The organism is Streptomyces sp. NPDC045998 (assembly GCF_056430285.1).
Window position 1 is genome coordinate 32,771 of record NZ_JBWKLJ010000006.1, and the last position, 17,571, is coordinate 50,341.

A 17,571-nucleotide genomic window follows, 5' to 3' on the forward strand; every position below is an offset into this window, starting at 1 on the left:
GTCACACATGCGCCACACATTGACCAGGGTGGGCTGCTGGCTCGCCGGAGCCCTGCTGTGCACGGCCGCGGCACCCGCGCTCGTCGCGGCCCCCGCCGCAGCCCCCGCGGCGATCCCCCGGGAAGCCGCCGCCGACCCCGCGTACAGAATCCTCGTCTTCTCCAAGACGGCGGGCTTCCGCCACTCCTCCATCGACGAGGGCGTCACCGCCCTGCGCGAGCTCGGCGGCGCCCACAACTTCACGGTGGACGCGACCGAGGACGCCCAGGCGTTCACCGCCGGCAACCTCGCCCAGTACAAGGCCGTCGTCTTCCTCTCCACCACCGGCGACGTCCTGAACGCCACGCAGCAGACCGCGTTCGAGGGGTACGTCCAGGGCGGGGGTGGCTACGTCGGCATCCACGCGGCCGCCGACACCGAGTACGACTGGCCCTTCTACGCGGGCCTCGCCGGAGCGCTGTTCCACTCCCACCCGCACAACCAGACCGCCACCCTCAAGGTCGAGGACCGCGCCCACGACGCCACCGCCCACCTGGGCACGGGCTGGCAGCGGTTCGACGAGTGGTACAACTACCGCACCAACCCGCGGACCACCGCCCACGTCCTGGCCTCGCTCGACGAGGCGAGCTACACCGGCGGCAACATGGCCGGCGACCACCCGATCTCCTGGTGCAAGGACTACCAGGGCGGCCGCGCCTTCTACACCGGAGGCGGCCACACCGAGGCCTCCTACACCGAACCGACCTTCCGCCGGCACTTGCTCGGCGGCATCCGCTGGGCGGCGGGCATGACCGAGGCCGACTGCCGTCCCGAGTCCGGCTACACCGCGCTCTTCGACGGATCCGGCACGACCGGCTGGCAGCAGGCGGGCCCCGGGTCCTTCACCCTCGCCGACGGTACGCTCACCTCGCAGGGCGGCCTCGGCCTGCTGTGGTACTCCGCGAAGGAGTTCACCGGCGACTACTCCCTCAAGCTCGACTGGCGCATGACCGACGACGACAACTCCGGGGTCTTCGTCGGGTTCCCGGCGTCCGGCGACCCCTGGTCGGCGGTGAACAACGGCTACGAGATCCAGATCGACGCCACCGACACCCCCGACCGCACCACCGGCTCGGTCTACGGCTTCAAGCCGGCCGACACCGCCGCCCGCGACGCCGCCCTCAACCCGCCGGGGGAGTGGAACACGTACGAGATCCGCGTCACCGGCGAACGGCTGGAGGTCTTCCTCAACGGCCGCAAGATCAACGACTTCACCAACACCGACCCGGTCCGCAGCCTGCGTCAAGGACACATCGGCCTGCAGAACCACGGCGACGGCGACCAGGTCTCCTTCCGCAACATCCGCGTCAAGACGGCGGGCACCACGCCTCCACCCCCCACCCGGACGGGTGAGGTGAAGGGTGTCAACGGCAAGTGCCTGGACGTGGCGGGTGGTTCGTCGGCGGACGGTACGCAGGTCCAGCTGTGGACCTGCACCGGTTCGACGGCGCAGAAGTGGACGGTGCCGGGTGACGGCTCGCTCCGGGCGCTCGGCAAGTGCCTGGACGTGAGCGGTGGCGGTACGGCGGACGGCACGAAGATCCAGTTGTGGACGTGCAACGGCACCGGCGCCCAGAAGTGGCAGGCACAGGGCGACGGAACCGTACGCAACCCGCAGTCGGGCAAGTGCCTGGACGCCGAAGGGGCGACCTGGAACGACGGCACGAAGGTCCACCTGTGGACCTGCCACACCGGCCCCAACCAGAAGTGGACCCTGCCCTAGGAGGGGACCGGCCCCGGGAGCAGCTCACCTCCCGGGGCCGGCGCCTGTCCCAGAAGAGGGCATGACGCCGCGTGGCCCCTCGTAGGCGCAACGGTCAGCTGCTCGTGCGTTCGAACCCGCTGGTACAGTCCTGAGGCTTCCTCCACCCCCGAGCGCCCACAGGAAGAGCAGGACAAAGTGAGCCAGGTCAGCACTCCCACGCAGCCGGTCCCACGGGAGGCGCCGCCGCCGAGCGTCACTCCGGTGAAAGCCGCGGCAGCGGGGGGCCGCATCTATGCACTCGACGGACTGCGGCTGATCGCGGCGGTCGTCGTGATGCTCTTCCACTTCCTCGGTGTGGACGCGGCGCTCAAGGCGCACTGGGAGCAGTCCCCCAAGGTCTTCGCCCCCAACGCCTTCGGCGTGGCCGTATACGGCCACTACGGTGTCCAGCTGTTCTTCCTTATCAGCGGTTTCGTCATCTGCATGTCGGCCTGGGGCCGCACCCCGCGCCAGTTCGTCAGCGCGCGCTTCGTACGGCTCTTCCCCGCCTACTGGGTCTCGGTCATCGCCGTCGCGCTCCTGTGGCGCCTCCTGCCGGACGGACAGCGGCGCGTACCGAGCCTGAGCGAGTCGCTGGCCAACCTCACCATGATCCAGAAGGCGCTCGGCGCGCGGAACCTCGCCGGCGTCTACTGGACGCTGTGGGTGGAGCTCTGCTTCTACCTGCTGTTCCTGCTTGTGGTGTGGAAGGGGCTCAGCTACGCCCGAGTCTCCTGGTTCGCGTGGCTCTGGCTGCTTTCCAGCACCCTCGTGCCGGGCAAGAGTGACGTCGTTCCGCTGTACGAGATCTTCGCCGCCCCGGGGAACGCGCCGTTCTTCGTCGGCGGAATCGCCATGTACCTCATCTACCGCTTCGGCCCCGACCTGCAGAGCACCAGCCTCGTTGCGGCGAGCTGGCTGGTCGCCCAGTACGAGACCTACATCGGCGTACGGGCCAAGGCCGCAGACGCGGCCCCCGGCGCATTCGTCGAGAATCCCTACGTCTCCGTGGCCGTCATAACCGGCTGCTACCTCGTGGTCCTGGCGATCGCCCTCCACCTACTCGACGGCATCAGGTGGCGCTGGCTCGCCACCGCGGGAGCGCTCAGCTACCCGCTGTACCTCATCCACGCCGAGTTCGGCTGGGCCGTCATCCGCATCCTCGACGACCGCATCGGCGTCTGGCCCACCGTGGCCGTCGCCTGCGTGTCCATGATGCTCGCGGCAGCGCTCCTCCACTGGTGTGCCGAGAAACCCCTCGCCCGCCGGGTTCGCCGTGCCGTGGACCGTGTGGGCCCCCGTAGCCACGGCTGACCGCGGCAACCCCGGCCGTGCGAAGGATGCGGCCGGCCCGCCCATGCCCGCCCCCGCCGGGCGGCATAACCGGCGCCGACGTGGATAGGACCATATGGCCGACGTGACGGCCGTCGGCTTTCCTCGTCGGGAGGACTGCTGCCATGGGGGACGCCCCCTTGTTGTCGGACGACCCGCCCCTGTACCTGGAGCCGCGGCTGGCGCCCCTCGCGGCGGGGCTGCTGGAGGGGGGTGGGGCGTTTCTCCACGCGCTCGTCGACGCGCTCGGATCACCGCTCAACGTGCTGCTGCCCGACCAGATCGCCGAGAACGCCGAGCGCTTCCGCGACGTCTACCGGCAGCACAGCCTCGGCGGGCGGATCTTCTTCGCCCACAAGACGAACCGGTCCAGCGCCCTGGTGCGGCGGCTCGCCGCGACCGGGCCCGGCGTGGGCGTCGACGTCGCCTCGCTCGGGGAGCTGCAGCACGCCCTCGGGGCCGGGTTCGGGCCCGACCGGATCGTGGCGACCGGGCCCAAGGACCCGGACTTCCTCTGGCTCGCCGTCCTCACCGGGGTCACCGTCAACGCCGACGGCGCCGAGGAGCTCGACCGGGCCGCCGCCCTGGTCCGTGCGCACGGGTTACGCCGCGTCCGCGTGCTGCTGCGCCTGTCGGACTTCGCGACCGGCACCGGCGTCAGACGCCTGTCCCGCCGCAGCCGCTTCGGTACGCCCGCGGCCTCGCTGGACCGGCTGCTGGACACGGCCGAGCGCCACCGCGACCAACTGGAGCCCGTGGGCGTCGCGTACCACCTCGACACCACCAGCCCCGACGAGAAGGCCACCGCGCTCGCCGGCTGCCTGCACGCCATGGAGGAGTTGCACAAGCGGGGGTTCGGCCCGCGCGCCATCGACATCGGCGGCGGCTTCGGCGTCGGCTACCTCGCCCACGCCGACCAGTGGGAGCGGTACACCACGGCGCTCACCGACGCCGTCATGGGCCGCCGGCCGCCGCTCACCTGGGGCGGCCACGGCTACGGCCTCCACGCCGAGAACGGCACCCTGCGCGGCTCGCTCGGCCTGTACCCGGCCCACCGCGAGGTCACCGGCGCCGCCTACCTCGACGAACTGCTCTCCCGCCCGGCCCCCGGCCTGGACCGCCCGCTCGGCACGCTGCTCCTGGAGAGCCTCCACGACCTGTACACCGAGCCCGGCAGGGCGCTGGCCGACCAGTGCGGGCTCTCGCTCGCCCGGGTCCTGGAGGTGCGCCGCACGGACGCGGGCGAGACCCTCGTACGCCTCGCGATGAACGCGGGCGACGTGAGCCTGGAGGACCACGGCGTCCTGATGGACCCCGTCCTGGTGCCCCGGGACCCCGCGCCCGCCGGTCCGCCGGAACCCGTGGGCGTCCACCTCATGGGCAACCTCTGCCTGGAGGCGGACCTGATCACCCGAAGAACCGTTTTCCTGCCCCGGCTGCCGCGCCCCGGCGACCTGCTCGCCTTCGCCAACACCGCCGGCTACTGCATGGACTTCGGCGCCACCCGGGCGCAACAGCAGCCCGTGGCCCGCAAGGTCGCCGTCCACCGCGCCGACGACGGCTCCTGGCACTGGTGCCTCGACGAACAGTACTGGCCGCACACACCCCCTGGGGGACCACAGGCATGAGGTACGAGAGCATCACCGACGCCATCGGCGACACCCCGCTGGTCCGCATCGACCCGGCCGTGCACGGACTGCGCAGCATCGACCTCTACGCGAAGCTGGAGATGATGAACCCCTTCGGTTCGGTCAAGGACCGGGCCGCCTGGAACATGGTCCGCGACGGTCTCCCCGGGGCCCGGGAGCGCGGCGAGACGATCGTCGAACTCTCCAGCGGCAACACCGCCAAGGCGCTCGCCCTCATCGCGGGCATGCACGGCCTCGGGTTCAAGAGCGTCACCAACCGGATGCGCATACCCGAGATCAAGGACCTGCTCCTCCTGCTGGGCGCCGAGATCGAGGAGCTGCCCGGGCAGAGCGAGTGCCTCGACCCGACCGCCACCGACGACCCCCTCACCCTCTTCCACCAGCGGTTGGGCGCACCCGGCAGCGCCCACCTCCACACCGACCAGTACTTCAACACCCGCAACACCGAGGCGCACGCCCAGGGCACCGGCCCGGAGATCGTGGCCGACCTCGACGGCCGCGCCCCCGACTGGTTCATCGCCTGCGTGGGCACCGCCGGCTCCTCCTCGGGCGTGGCCCGGGCACTGCGGGGACACGCCCCGGGCGTCGGGATCGTGGGGCTCGTCGCCGAGAAGTCCGACTTCATCCCCGGCATCCGCACCATCGACGAGGTCCAGGAGGTCGGCCTGTTCGACCCGGCGACGTACGACACCCTCGACACGGTGGGCGCGGACGACGCCATCGACGGCATGCTGACGCTGGTCCGCCGCTGCGGCATCCTCGCCGGGCCCACCGGGGGCGCCGCCTACCACGGCGCCGTGCGCCACCTGCGGGCGCTCGACGCGGAGGGGACCGGGGGCCGCCGCACGGCCGTCTTCATCGTCTGCGACCGCGTCGAGAGCTACCTCGGCTACGTCCGCAAGCGCAGGCCCGAGCTGTTCGGGCTGCCCCCGGTGAAGAACTCCGTGGCGACGCTCTCGGACGGGGAAGTGCGCTCGGCCACGGTCATCGACGTCGCCGACGCGAGGAAGTGGATCGCGGCGGAGAACCCCCTCGTGGTCGACCTGCGCGGCCCGTTCGCGTACGGAGCCCTCCACATCGACGGCTCCGTCAACATCGTCGACGAGCTCTTCGACGAACTGGTCCGCGGCGGCCTGCCGTTCAGCAAGAGCCGGCCCGTGCTGCTCGCCTGCCCCGTCGGGGAGAAGTCCGCCCGGTACGCGGCGCTGCTGACGCGCATGGGGCATCCGGACGTACGGAGCCTCGCGGGCGGCATCATCGCGTGGCGCGACGCGGGCGCGCCCCTGGTGCGTGACTGACATGGCGTACGAGACGGGACACGACACCGAGGGCGATCTGAAGGAGCTGGCGGAGTGGCAGCGCCCGCTGCGCGCCCAGTTCCCGCAGATCGCGGCCCATCCCGAGTCGGCGTACCTGGACAGCGCGGCCACGGCCCAGAAGCCGCGGGCCGTCCTCGACGCCGCCCACACCTACCTGACCACCTCCAACGCGAACGCCGGCCGCGGCTCCTACCCGTGGGCCAACCACACCACCGCGCTGGTCGAGGGCGCCCGGGACCGGGTCAAGCGGTTCCTGGGCGACCCGCAGCCGGAGCGCTCGGCGGTGCACTTCACCAGCGGGGCCTCGGAGGGGCTGCGCACCGTCGCCCGCGACTGGCTGCCGGAGCTGCTCCGCGACGGTGACGAGATCGTGGTGCCGTTCGCCGACCACCAGGCCAACCTCGCGCCGTGGCGCGAGACCGAGCGGCTGCTGGCCCGGCAGGGCGTGCGGATACGCCTGCGGGAGCTGCCCTACCAGGCGAGCTCGGGGGACTACGACCCCGAGGCGCTCGCCCGCGTGGCGGGCCCGCGCACCCGCTTCGTCGCGGCCACCCACGTGCACCACGTCTACGGCGCCGACATGAACGTGCACCGCGTCCGCGCGGTGGTCGGCCCCGACGTACCGATCTGTCTGGACGCCGCCCAGAGCGTGGGCCACCTGCCCGTCTCGGTCGCCGAGCTCGACGTGGACTTCGTCGTCTTCTCCGGCCACAAGGCGCTGGCCCTGCCCGGCACGGGCGCGATCTGGGCGCGCGGCCGGCGCGGTCCGGAGTTCCGGCCGGGCGGCTGGGAGGGCACCCCGAACACGGCCGGTGTCGTCAGCCTCACGGCGGCCCTCGACTGGCTGGAGGAGGCGGGTACGGACCGCATCGAACGGTGGACCGTGGCCCTGGCGGCCCGGCTGACCGACGGACTGGCCCGGATGGACGCCTACGAGGTGCTGGGCTGCCGCTCCAGCCTGGACGCCGCCTCCACGGTGCAGCGCCGCAGACACATCGTCACCTTCCGGCACCGCGGGATCGGCTCCCAGGACCTCGGCTTCATCCTCTACAGCCACGGCTTCATGGTGCGCTCCGACAGCCACTGCCAGGCGGGGACGGACCCGGAGGACGGCTCGGTGCGGATCAGCCTGCATGTGTACAACGCACCCGAGGAGATCGACGGGCTGCTCGCCGCGCTCGCCAGTCTGCAATGATTTCCATGACCGTTTAGAGGTGTGGTGAGAAGGCAGGGGCGCGAGAGGACATGAGTGTCAGTACGGTGGCGGCCGCGCGATGGGTGGACCGCTGGGAGAGGCAGCAGCAGCGCTACGCGGTCGACCGCGAGGAGGCGTTCACCGTCATCGCCGACGTTGTCGAGGGCGTGACGGCGGGCCGGCGGGCGCCCCTCGTCCTCGACCTGGGCAGCGGGCCCGGCTCGCTGGCCGCGCGACTGGCCCGCCGGATGCCCCGCGCCCGGGTCGTGGCGGTCGACGCCGACCCGCGCCTGCTGGAGCTCGGCCGGGCCTACTACGGACCGGCCGTGCGGTACGTGGAGGCCGTCATCGGCGAGCCCGGCTGGCTCGACGCCGCCGGGACGGACGGTCCGGTGGACGCTGCCGTCTCCACGACGGCGCTGCACTACCTCAGCGAACGGACCCTGCGCCGGGTCTACCGCGACCTCGCCGGGCGGTTGCGCCCCGGCGGGGTCCTCGTCAACTGCGACCACATCTGTCCCGACTCCGCCAAGGTCGGCGAGCTGGCCCTGCACATCGGGCGGCGCCGGGCCGAGCGGGAACCGGCCGTCGCGGACGACGACTGGGAGACCTGGTGGTCCGGGGTCGCCGCGGACCCGGAGCTGGCCGCCCTGTTCTCCGCCCACCGCCACCACCGGCACCCGCGCTGCGAGGGCAACGACCTGACCCTCTCCGGGCACCTCGCCCTGCTGCGCGAAGCAGGCTTCGAGGAGGCGGGAGCCGTCTGGCAGTTCGGCAACAACCACGTCCTCGTGGCCGTGCGCTGACCACGCGCCGTAGCGTCACGGCTCCTTCACGCAACCGCCCCGCTCCGCCGGTCGCGCGACCGGCGGAGCGGGGTCAGCATGGGAACGTGACATGGGCATCGTGGACGACGGTCCGGGTCTACGCCGGACGCGGTGGCGTGAGCACCGACACGGTCGGTGTCATCACCGGTGAACTCGACGTGCACACGACCTGGGTCGACGGCGAGGCGCGGGTGGCCGTGCAGCACAGCGGGGCCTCCGACTGGTTCCCGATGAGCGGCAGCCCCGTGCCGTGCTCGTCGGAGGAGGCCAGCCGCGTGCTGCACGACGCCGTCGTGGAAGCCGTACGGTCCGGCGGCGGGGCGACCGTGCCCCGTCGGTAGGCGCCCGTCAGTAGGCGCCGAAGACGTTGTCGATCGACCCGTACCGGTCGGCCGCGTAGTTGCAGGCCGCGGTGATGTTGGCGACCGGGTCGTACGGGTCGGTCGACGTGCCGGGCACGTGGTACGCCCGGAACGTCGGGTCGATGACCTGGAGCAGGCCCTTGGACGGGGTGCCCGCGGCGGCGTTGGAGTCCCAGTTGTTGATGGCCAGCGGGTTGCCCGAGGACTCGCGCATGATGTTGCGGTGGATCCCGTCGTACGAGCCGGGAATGCCGCGTTCGGCCATGATGGCGAGCGCTTCCTTGATCCAGCCGTCGAGGTTGTTCGCGTACGTCGCGGGCTTCGCGAGCGCCGGCCGCACGGTGGAGCGGCTGGCCCGCTCGGCGGCGGCGGGCGCGGCGGGCGCGGCCTTGGCCTTGGCCTTCGCGCCGATGGTGAGCTTCATGCCGGGGCGAATGAGCGACGGGTTGTCGCCGACCACCGACTTGTTGTCCTCGTACAGCTTCTGCCAGCCGCCGCTGACGCCACGGTCCGCCGCGATCTCGGAAAGGGTGTCACCCGCGACCACGGTATACGTGGCGGGCTTCGCCGGGGCCTTTTCCACGGCCGCGGAAGGCACAACGTTCGGCACCGCGTTCGGTGCCGCCTCGGCCGCGGTCGCGCCGAAGAGGGGAAGGGCGAGTGCGGCGCCGCCCGTGCCGGCGGCGGCGACACGGCGTGCGAGCGGATTGTTCTTGGGGCGGCGGTGCTTACCCTGTGCGGGCATGGCGGATTCCTCTCCGTCGCCTGCGAGGTGAGCTGTCGGGTTCGGGCTGGAGATGCCCGGCCGTATCCGCACGCGACCGCGTGCGCACATGACTTCACCCCAAGCCGTTCCGTATACACGGACCGGCGGCTTACCTGGTTCCCCCGCTCCTGCCGTACGTCGGTGGTGGGTGGGTGCGGTTTCCGGACGGCGGCAGGATTCGGCGGTCCGACCGGATTGCGGTGACGGTAAGCGAGAGCCTCGGGCCGGAACAAGTCGTGAAGAGCGCACGCGCGATTACGGAAATGCCATGAAGGGAGTTCTGCCGGAAAGTCAATTCCCTGTCCCAGCAGGGGAAATGCGGTGCGGAGGACGTGCACCCCGAATAACGGGAGGTGAGTCATGTCACGGCGCGAGCAAATCGCCCTCGGGGTCGCCTTATCGGAGAACCGAGGCGAGTCGGACGAACATTGGTAAAACCGGAGATATTCGGGCGAAAGGTGCGTCTTGTGGGGTGGGGGAGCGGTGAGTGCCGTGCCGGTTACTCGCGAGGAACGTCCGACGTCAACTAAGGTGAGCGCCCCGATCGGCTCCACCTGCGGATCTCATGCGCAAGGCGGCTTCGCCATGCCGATCGAAGGAAAGTCCTCCAACCAGGACGCACATCTCAGTGCAGGGCGACGTGGTGTCGGCAACTCCGCCAGACGTCGGCTCCGTACGGGCCGGCGAGGCCTCGTCCTGACACATTCCGGGCTCCGAGGCGTCGGCTCCTCTCTCATTCACCTACCTCTCGTAAGGCAAGGCAGAGATGGCACGAGTCTCCCGACGGCACTCCGGGACGCAGACGCATCCCGTCGACGAACTGCTCCCCCTCCCGCAGCTCACGCTCTACGGCTTCCAGCACATCCTCGCGTTCTACGCGGCGGCCGTCATCGTCCCCGTACTCCTCGGCAACGCCCTCGGGCTCTCCGACGAGCAACTGGTCCACCTGGTCAACGCGGACCTGCTCACCTGTGGCATCGCCACGATCATCCAGGCGCTCGGCGTCTGGCGGATCGGCGCGCGCCTGCCCCTGGTGCAGGGCGTGACCTTCACCGCCGTCTCCCCCATGGTCGCGATCGGCATGGGCGCGGGCGGTGGTACCGCCGGTCTGCTGGTCGTCTACGGCGCGGTCATCACGGCCGGCATCGCCACGTTCCTCTTCGCGCCGTTCGTCGGCCGGCTGGTGAAGTACTTCCCGCCCGTCGTCATCGGCACGATCCTCACCATCATCGGCATCACGCTGATCCCGGTGGGCCTCCAGAACGCCGCCGGCGGCGCCCACCTCATCGGCGACCCCGCGTACGGCTCCGGGAAGAACCTCGCCTACGCGCTCGGCACCCTGCTCCTGATCCTGGTCGTGGTCCGGCTCGGCAAGCCGTTCCTCAGCAGCCTCGCCGTACTCATCGGACTCGTCGTGGGCACGGCCGTCGCCTGGCTCCTGGGGGACGCACACTTCGACGCGGTGGCGGACGCCGACTGGTTCGGCGTCACCACACCCTTCCACTACGGCATGCCGCAGTTCGAGCTGCTGCCCATCATCGCCATGGTCGTCGTCATGCTGATCACGATGGTGGAGACGACCGGCGACGTGTACGCCATCGGTGAGATCTCCCGGAAGAAGGTCGACAGCGACACCGTCACGCGCGCGCTGCGGGCCGACGGCGTCTCCACGATGCTGGGCGGAATATTCAACTCCTTCCCTTATGTGGCATTCGCGGAGAACATCGGACTCGTCCGCATGTCCAAGGTGGTGAGCCGCTTCGTGGTGGTGGCCGCCGGTGTCTTCATGATCCTGCTGGGGCTCCTGCCGAAGGCCGGCAGCCTGGTCGCCGCGATCCCGCACCCCGTGCTCGGCGGCGCGGCGATCTCGATGTTCGGCATGGTCGCGGCGGTCGGCATCCAGATCCTCGCCAAGGTGGACCTGCGCGAGGAGCGCAACGCCATCATCCTGGCGGTGAGCCTCGGCGCGGCGATGCTGCCCACGACGGTCAAGCCGTTCTTCGAGCGCATGCCGGACGACGTACGGGCGGTGCTGGACAGCGGCATCACGCTGGGCGGTCTCACCGCCCTCGTGCTGAACCTGTTCTTCAACGCGTTCACGCGGCGCAAGGCGATGGAGATCGACTGGGAGGACTACGAGGACGAGACCCCGCCCGCCGGACCCGCCCACCCCGCCGCCCAGCCGGCCCCCGGCGCCGGCGCGTGGCACTGAGCCCTTCTTACCACAGCGCGGCAGCGCACAGCGCGGCAGCGCACAGCGCGGCAGGACGACCGACGGCCCCCGGACATCCGGGGGCCGTCGGCCGTCCGCGCCTCGTGCGCTCAGAATCCGCGTGGCGGTGGCTCGTCGCCCACCTCCCCGATCAGCTCCCAGAAGTGGTCCACGAGCCGGTGCAGGAACGCCGAGCGCTCCGCGGCGACCTCCTTCAGCCGGGAGTCGTCGTTGCGGGCCATCAGGTGGCCCATGTACCGCTCGGCGAACCCCGCGAACTCGGTGTGCATCGTGCGCAGGGCGTCGCCCACCGAGGTCTCGTCGACGACGACGATCTCCGCGACGGGCGTCACGTACACCTTCCAGCGTCCCTCGATGGCCGTACGCAGGAGCCCGGCCAGCTCCTCGTCGCGGCCCAAGATGCTCACCAGCCCGCGCAGGGACAGCCCCAGGGCCTCCACCAGGGCCCTGGTCTGCCGGATGTCGCCGTCCCAGCGGTGCGCCGCCTCCGCCGCCCGGTACGCGGCGGGGTCCATGCCGATCCGGTCCGCCAACCGCTCCACGCTCAGCTGCCGGGCCAGCCGGTGTTCCGCCAGCGTGCGCGGCTCGATCCCCATGAGCGCGGTGGCGGGACACCACAGCACGTCGGCGAGGGCGAAGAGGTGGGTTTCCGAGGGGAGATGGGAGCCCTGTTCCCAGGCGGCGATCAGGTCCGGGTGGACGGGAACACCGCACGCCGCCATGGACTGGGCCACCTGTGAGGTCGTCAGGCCCATCCGGGCTCGCGCCGCTCTGGCCTCTCGGGGGGAGAAGGGAGTGCTGTACACGAAGGACACCTAAGGGAGTGGATGAACATCCAGGAGCGGGCAGGCTAACAGACGCTCCAGTGGTAGGAACCGTCAACTTCCCTTAGATCGCAAGGTGATATGGCTTTGTAGGCTTTCGTTCGATGGCCGAACGTTTCCGGTCGGTAGTCGGACGGCGACACTGCGGGCGGTCTTGCCGCGAGGGGTTCCCCGGCTGGAAAGTACGGTCATGACGATGGTCGTACTGGTGGGGACCCTGGACACCAAAGGGCTGGAGTACGGATGGCTGCGCGAGCGGCTGCTGCGGCGGGGCGTGGACGTCCTGGTCGTCGACACGGGGGTGGCCGGATCCCCGCGGATACCCGCCGACGTGGGGCGCGCCGAGGTGGCCCGGGCCGCCGGCGTGGACCTTGAGGCGCTCCGCGCCCGGGGCGACCGGGGCGCGGCCGTGACGGCGATGGCCAGGGGCGCTGAGGCGACCGTCCTGCGGCTCCACCGCGAGGGGCGGCTGCACGGCGTGCTGGCCATCGGCGGCAGCGGCGGCACCTCCATCGCCACCCGCGCGATGCGCGCCCTGCCGCTCGGGGTGCCGAAGGTGATGGTCTCCTCGATGGCGGCGGGCGACGTCTCGCCGTACGTCGGTTCCAGCGACATCACCATGATGTACAGCGTCGTCGACATCGCCGGGATGAACCGGGTCTCGGCCCCGATCCTCGCGAACGCCGCCGACGCGGTCGCCGGCATGGCCGAGGGCTTCGCGGCGGCCTCCCGGGCGCTGGTCCCCGCCGAGTGGGGCGCGGACGGCGGCGCGCCGCTGGTCGCGGCGAGCATGGCGGGGGTGACCACCCCGGGCGTCGACGCGGCCCGCGAGCGGATGACCGAGCTCGGCTACGAGGTCCTCGTGTTCCACGCCAGCGGCGCCGGTGGCCGCACCCTCGAAGCGCTGGCCGGGCAGCGGCTGTTCGCCGGCGTCCTGGACCTGACGGTCTGCGAGCTCGCCGACGACTTGTGCGGCGGCATCCTCACCGCCGGGCCGGACCGGCTCGCCGCCGCCGGGCGGGCCGGCGTGCCGCAGGTGGTGAGCCCGGGCGCGCTCGACATGGTGAAGTTCGGCCCCGTGGACACCGTCCCGGCGCGGATGCGCGACCGGCACGTCCACGTACACAACCCGTCCATCACGGTGGTGCGGACGACGGAGGAGGAGTGCGCCGAACTGGGCCGCCGCGTCGCGGCCAAACTGCGCGCCGCCACCGGCCCGACCGCCCTGTGCCTACCGCTGCGCGGGCTGTCCACGCTGGGTGCGCCGGGCGGGCCGTACCACGACCCGGCCGCCGACAAGGCGCTCTTCGACGCCCTGCGGGACGGCGTGCGGGGCAGCGCGGTCGAGGTCGTCGAGGTGGGCACGCACCTCAACGACCCGTCGTTCGGCCGCGCCGCCTCCGAGCTGCTGCACCGGATGATCGGCGACCGGTGAACCTCAGACGAGGGTCTCCGACCTGGCGATGAGCAGGTCCATGAGCGAGAGCAGCGTCTCGCGCACGTCGCCCCGGCGCCGCGCGTCCAGCAGGAGGACGGGGGTGCCGGGGTCGCGCAGCCGCAGCGCCGCCTTGATCTCCTCGGCGGTGTACGGCTGTTCGCCGTGGAAGCAGTTCGCGCCGACCACGAAGGGCAGCCCGCGGCTCTCGAAGAAGTCGACGGCCGCGAAACTGCGCTCCAGGCGCCGGGTGTCGACGAGGACGACCGCGCCGAGCGCGCCGTTCAGCAGGTCGTCCCACATGAACCAGAAGCGCTCCTGGCCCGGCGTACCGAAGAGGTAGAGGACGACACCGGCGTCGGTGAGCGTGATCCGGCCGAAGTCCATCGCCACGGTCGTCACGGCCTTCGACTCGACGCCCGCGAGGTCGTCGACGCCGATCCCCGCGGCCGTCAGCCGCTCCTCGGTGCGCAGCGGCTCGATCTCGGAGACCGTCTCGACCAGGGTCGTCTTGCCCACGCCGAAGCCCCCGGCGATGAGGATCTTGACGGGGGCCGCTTCCGGGAACGAGTCCGGGGAGGAGGAGTCAGATACGGGCAAGGTTGTCCCTGATTCTCATGAGCAGGCGGGTGTTGGTGGTCTCGGACTCCTCCAGGGGCGGCCGGTGGTGGACCAGCCCGCGGTCCGCGAGTTCCCCGAGGAGCAGCGTCGTCGGAGTCAGGCGCATGTGCATCCGGGCGGCGATCTCCGCGACCGCCAGACCGTTCGGCGGCGGGCACATGGCCAGGACGGCCTGCCACTCCGTGGGCAGGCCGCTCCGCGCGTCCGCGGCGGCCGCCGCCGTGATGGTGGTGTCCATGGTCAGGGCGGTGTGCGGAGCGGCCGTACGGCCGTCGGTGAGGGCGTACAGCCGCGTCCGCCGGCGGCCCGCGTCCTGCGGCTCGTCCGTCATGACGATGTGGGCGCCTGGGTGCGTTCCGGTGTGCCCAGCCACTCGCCGAGGGCCTGGGCGGTACGCACCGCCTCACCGCCCAGCTCGCCCAGTCGCGCCTTGCGGGAGGTCACGACGATGAGGGTGCTGCCCTCGCCGCACCCGACGATGCACAGGTACCGGTCGTCCATCTCGACCAGCTGGCGGATGACCCGGCCGCCGTCGATCTCCCGGGAGATCGCCTTCATCGTGGCGGCGATGCCGGAGGCCGCCGCGGCGACGCGCTCGGCCTGGGGCCGGTCCAGCAGGTAGGCGCTGAGTTTGATGCCGTCGTTGGAGAGGAGCACGGCGCCCTGGATGCCGGCGATCCGGCTCAGGTTGTTGTCCAGGACGCTGTAGATCATGTCGTTCGATGCCGTCGTCATGGCTGATCCCGTCGGAGCTCTTGTTCGACTTGCTGGGTTCCGTGTTCGTAGTCCGACCAGGCGTCGGCCACTTCCTCGGGTGTCGCCGTGTCGGGGGCGACCGTTGCTTCGGGTGCGCGCGGTTCGCGCAGCTGCTGGACCATGTGCGTCTGGGGTACGCGCTCGGGCAGCGGGGGCCGGGCGCCGCCCTGCCGCGGCGCCGGCACGCTGTCCACGGGCGGGTCCTGGGACGCGCCCCGGGCCGAGCCCTGGGACGCGCTCTGCGCCCGCACCGGGAGCCGGTCCTGTCTGCGGCGCACCGGCAGGCCGGCCTCGCCGACGTGCAGCACCAGCTCGGGCTTGCGCTCCTCGGCGCGTTCCTCGACGCGCTCCTCCGCGCGGCGCGGCTCGGGCCGCTGCGGCACGGGCACGGGCGCCGGCCGCCGTACGGGGCCGGGGCCGGGCTCGGGTTCGGTCGGGACGAGGTGCTCGGCCGGGACGATCACCACCGCCGACGTGCCGCCGTACACGGACCTGCGCAGGGTGACCCGGGCCCCGAGCTGGTCGGCGAGGTGCCCGACCACGAACAGGCCCAGCCGGTGGGCGTTCTCGGCGAGAACGGCGTACGGCGGCGCCGAGTGCAGGCGCCCGTTCATCTCCTCGTACGCCGCCGGCGTGACGCGCGGCCCCCGGTCCTCGATCTCGACCGACAGCCCGTCGGCGACGAGTTCGGCCCGGATGACGACCTTCGACCGCGGCGGGGAGAACCGGGTGGCGTTGTCCAGCAGCTCCGCCAGCAGGTGGCTGATCTGGCTGATCACCCGCGGTTCCACGCTGATCTCGTCCAGCGCCTGCCGCTCGATCCGCCGGAAGTCCTCGACCTCGGCGGCCGCCTCGCGCAGCAGGTCGGCGACGCGCATGGGCTCGGTGTGCGGGTCGGGGATCTCGCCGCCCGCCAGGATGAGCAGGTTCTCGATCTGCCGCCGCATGCCGACCGTCAGCTGGTCGGACCGCATCAGCTGGGCCAGCAGGGTCTCGTCGTGACCGAAGGCGTCCTGCAGCTCCTCGGTCAGGGTCAGCTGACGGCTGACCAGGTTCCCGGTGCGCGAGGCGATGCCCGAGGCGAACATGCCGAAGCCGTGGCGCTCCGCCGCCAGCTGCCGGTGCCCGTCCACGGAGACCTCGACGACCCGGGCGAACGCGTCGCTGATCCGCCCCACTTCGTCCTGGTCCCCGCTGATCCGGGGCAGGGCGTCGGCGTCGACCGGCCGGCCGCGCTGGAGCCGGGCCACGACGTCCGGCAGCGTCCGCTCGGCGACGGTCACCGTGCTCTCGTGCAGCCGCCGCAGCCGCCGCAGCACCGAACGCGTGGTGAACGCGACACCGGCCGCGACCAGCAGCAGCGCGCCCGAGCTGCCCGCGATCAGCCAGGTGACCTCGGTCTCCAGCTCGTCCGCCTTGGCGTTGGCGTGGGCGAGCAGCGCCCGCGAACGCTCGGCGTTCAGCGCGTTCAGTTCCGGGGCCCACTTCGCGTGCGCGGCCCGCCACCCGCTCACCTCGCGGGGCAGTTTCACGCCGAAATCGAGGTCCTTGTGGTCGGACATGACCGCGTTCTCGATACGGCCCTTGGTCTGCCAGGCGTCCGAACCGACGAGCTGCGCGTAGAGCTCGTTCTCGTCGGGTGCCAGGTACGGCACGACCCATGTGTCGTACAGATAGCGGTGGGCGCCGACGGCGTTGACGAAGTCGGAGAAGCGGGTGTTGCTCAACTCCCGGGAGGGGCCCGCCAGCGCGAGGAGCGTGTCCTGCCGCGCCACCATCTCCGACGCCGAGAACATGGTGACGACCACCCGGCTCTCCAGCGTCAGCTCGGCGTCCTCGGTGTGGCTGAACTCGTCCTGGTAGAAGCGGATCATCTGGCCGATCACGCCGCTGTAGTAGACGATCACGCTGTCGGCGGTGCCGCTGCGGATGTCGGTGCGTTCCCGGTAGGCGCCCAGGTCGTCGAGACCCTCCGTCACCTCCTGCAGCCGGCGGTCGGCCTGCTCGGAGCGCGCGCCCCCGTCCGCCGTGGCGGCCCGGCGGAACACCTCCGCCGCCCGGTCGGTGGCCGCCCGCTGCCGGCGCAGCTCGGCCTCCGCCGGGGAGGTGCCCGCCCACCGCTCGGCGGTCATCGCCCGCTCGGCCTGCATCTCGACCATCAGCTCGAACAGGGGGGTGCCGATCCGCTCACCGGCCGCCACGTCGGCGCGCAGGTGGTGCGACTGGGCCAGCAGGCGGTCCGCGGTGACGGCGACCTGCGTGCCCATCGCCACGGTGGGCACCACCGCGAGGGCGATGAGGAGGGTGCGCAGGCGCACGGGGCGCCGCCGACGAGGCTTCGGCTGGGGGCGGGGACCGTCGGGTTCTATGGGAGACATCCGTCCTCGGAGCGGAGAAGGCGGGGACTGCCGGCAGCCGGGTGCGGCACAGCCCTGGGGAGGGGCTCGGGGACGGCCGGGTCCGGCTTCG

Annotated in this window: 15 protein-coding genes and 1 riboswitch; of the genes, 9 read left to right on the forward strand and 6 right to left on the reverse strand. The window is 71.7% G+C overall.

Annotated features, from left to right (window positions below; all coding sequences use genetic code 11):
- The first annotated feature begins 7 nt into the window (after positions 1-7).
- The 7 genes from AC07FJ_RS18850 (at position 8) to AC07FJ_RS18880 (ending at position 8,446) form a co-directional block, all read left to right on the forward strand.
- Entirely contained in the window at positions 8-1,762 is a 1,755-nt protein-coding gene (locus AC07FJ_RS18850) for a lectin (protein ID WP_479050261.1), read from the forward strand.
- 243 nt (positions 1,763-2,005) lie between these two features.
- Positions 2,006-3,097, forward strand: coding sequence for an acyltransferase family protein (locus AC07FJ_RS18855; RefSeq protein WP_479050263.1), 1,092 nt, complete (start codon positions 2,006-2,008; stop codon positions 3,095-3,097).
- A gap of 143 nt (positions 3,098-3,240) precedes the next feature.
- A complete protein-coding gene (locus AC07FJ_RS18860; protein ID WP_479050265.1) occupies positions 3,241-4,743 on the forward strand; it encodes a Y4yA family PLP-dependent enzyme in 1,503 nt (500 codons plus the stop codon).
- Positions 4,740-6,062, forward strand: coding sequence for a pyridoxal-phosphate dependent enzyme (locus AC07FJ_RS18865; RefSeq protein ID WP_479050266.1), 1,323 nt, complete (start codon positions 4,740-4,742; stop codon positions 6,060-6,062). The genes AC07FJ_RS18860 and AC07FJ_RS18865 overlap by 4 nt, the downstream gene beginning before the upstream one ends.
- Position 6,063: 1 nt before the next feature.
- A complete protein-coding gene (locus tag AC07FJ_RS18870; RefSeq protein ID WP_479050268.1) occupies positions 6,064-7,278 on the forward strand; it encodes an aminotransferase class V-fold PLP-dependent enzyme in 1,215 nt (404 codons plus the stop codon).
- Positions 7,279-7,328: 50 nt separating this feature from the next.
- A complete protein-coding gene (locus AC07FJ_RS18875) occupies positions 7,329-8,084 on the forward strand; it encodes a methyltransferase domain-containing protein (protein WP_479050270.1) in 756 nt (251 codons plus the stop codon).
- Positions 8,085-8,170: 86 nt separating this feature from the next.
- Positions 8,171-8,446, forward strand: a complete 276-nt coding sequence (locus AC07FJ_RS18880) for a hypothetical protein (protein WP_479050271.1) — start codon at positions 8,171-8,173, stop codon at positions 8,444-8,446.
- 7 nt (positions 8,447-8,453) lie between these two features.
- Here AC07FJ_RS18880 and AC07FJ_RS18885 read toward each other — a convergent pair whose 3' ends face one another.
- Positions 8,454-9,212, reverse strand: a complete 759-nt coding sequence (locus AC07FJ_RS18885) for a LysM peptidoglycan-binding domain-containing protein (RefSeq protein ID WP_479050273.1) — start codon at positions 9,210-9,212, stop codon at positions 8,454-8,456.
- A 4-nt stretch (positions 9,213-9,216) separates the two neighbouring features.
- Positions 9,217-9,387, reverse strand: a riboswitch (cyclic di-AMP (ydaO/yuaA leader).
- A gap of 612 nt (positions 9,388-9,999) precedes the next feature.
- Here AC07FJ_RS18885 and AC07FJ_RS18890 point away from each other — a divergent pair.
- Complete coding sequence (locus tag AC07FJ_RS18890; protein ID WP_479050275.1) at positions 10,000-11,445, forward strand: nucleobase:cation symporter-2 family protein; 1,446 nt, start codon at positions 10,000-10,002, stop codon at positions 11,443-11,445.
- A gap of 110 nt (positions 11,446-11,555) precedes the next feature.
- Here the strand turns inward: AC07FJ_RS18890 and AC07FJ_RS18895 are convergent, their stop codons facing one another.
- Positions 11,556-12,221, reverse strand: a complete 666-nt coding sequence (locus AC07FJ_RS18895) for a transcriptional regulator (protein ID WP_479050277.1) — start codon at positions 12,219-12,221, stop codon at positions 11,556-11,558.
- A gap of 259 nt (positions 12,222-12,480) precedes the next feature.
- On the opposite strand from AC07FJ_RS18895, the gene AC07FJ_RS18900 reads away from it, so the two are divergent.
- Entirely contained in the window at positions 12,481-13,725 is a 1,245-nt protein-coding gene (locus AC07FJ_RS18900) for a Tm-1-like ATP-binding domain-containing protein (protein WP_479050279.1), read from the forward strand.
- 3 nt (positions 13,726-13,728) lie between these two features.
- On the opposite strand, the gene AC07FJ_RS18905 is transcribed toward AC07FJ_RS18900, so the two are convergent.
- Genes AC07FJ_RS18905 through AC07FJ_RS18920 form a run of 4 tightly spaced genes read right to left on the reverse strand, consistent with a single transcriptional unit; the run spans position 13,729 to position 17,420 of the window.
- A complete protein-coding gene (locus AC07FJ_RS18905; protein ID WP_479050281.1) occupies positions 13,729-14,325 on the reverse strand; it encodes a GTP-binding protein in 597 nt (198 codons plus the stop codon).
- Positions 14,312-14,677: a DUF742 domain-containing protein gene (locus tag AC07FJ_RS18910; RefSeq protein ID WP_361423341.1), complete on the reverse strand. Its 366-nt coding sequence runs from the start codon at positions 14,675-14,677 to the stop codon at positions 14,312-14,314. Before AC07FJ_RS18910 ends, AC07FJ_RS18905 begins: the two co-directional genes overlap by 14 nt.
- Positions 14,674-15,081, reverse strand: coding sequence for a roadblock/LC7 domain-containing protein (locus AC07FJ_RS18915; RefSeq protein ID WP_479050283.1), 408 nt, complete (start codon positions 15,079-15,081; stop codon positions 14,674-14,676). The genes AC07FJ_RS18910 and AC07FJ_RS18915 overlap by 4 nt, the downstream gene beginning before the upstream one ends.
- Complete coding sequence (locus AC07FJ_RS18920; protein ID WP_479050285.1) at positions 15,078-17,420, reverse strand: sensor histidine kinase; 2,343 nt, start codon at positions 17,418-17,420, stop codon at positions 15,078-15,080. Before AC07FJ_RS18920 ends, AC07FJ_RS18915 begins: the two co-directional genes overlap by 4 nt.
- Positions 17,421-17,571 lie beyond the last annotated feature (151 nt).

Excerpts from the sequence above, each read along its gene's own strand:
- AC07FJ_RS18850 (WP_479050261.1), top strand. The coding sequence starts at position 8 with ATGCGCCACACATTGACCAGGGTGGGCTGCTGGCTCGCCGGAGCCCTG.
- AC07FJ_RS18860 (WP_479050265.1), top strand. The coding sequence starts at position 3,241 with ATGGGGGACGCCCCCTTGTTGTCGGACGACCCGCCCCTGTACCTGGAG.
- AC07FJ_RS18865 (WP_479050266.1), top strand. The coding sequence starts at position 4,740 with ATGAGGTACGAGAGCATCACCGACGCCATCGGCGACACCCCGCTGGTC.
- AC07FJ_RS18870 (WP_479050268.1), top strand. The coding sequence starts at position 6,064 with ATGGCGTACGAGACGGGACACGACACCGAGGGCGATCTGAAGGAGCTG.
- AC07FJ_RS18875 (WP_479050270.1), top strand. The coding sequence starts at position 7,329 with ATGAGTGTCAGTACGGTGGCGGCCGCGCGATGGGTGGACCGCTGGGAG.
- AC07FJ_RS18885 (WP_479050273.1), bottom strand. The coding sequence starts at position 9,212 with ATGCCCGCACAGGGTAAGCACCGCCGCCCCAAGAACAATCCGCTCGCA.
- AC07FJ_RS18890 (WP_479050275.1), top strand. The coding sequence starts at position 10,000 with ATGGCACGAGTCTCCCGACGGCACTCCGGGACGCAGACGCATCCCGTC.
- AC07FJ_RS18895 (WP_479050277.1), bottom strand. The coding sequence starts at position 12,221 with ATGGGCCTGACGACCTCACAGGTGGCCCAGTCCATGGCGGCGTGCGGT.
- AC07FJ_RS18900 (WP_479050279.1), top strand. The coding sequence starts at position 12,481 with ATGACGATGGTCGTACTGGTGGGGACCCTGGACACCAAAGGGCTGGAG.
- AC07FJ_RS18910 (WP_361423341.1), bottom strand. The coding sequence starts at position 14,677 with ATGACGGACGAGCCGCAGGACGCGGGCCGCCGGCGGACGCGGCTGTAC.
- AC07FJ_RS18915 (WP_479050283.1), bottom strand. The coding sequence starts at position 15,081 with ATGACGACGGCATCGAACGACATGATCTACAGCGTCCTGGACAACAAC.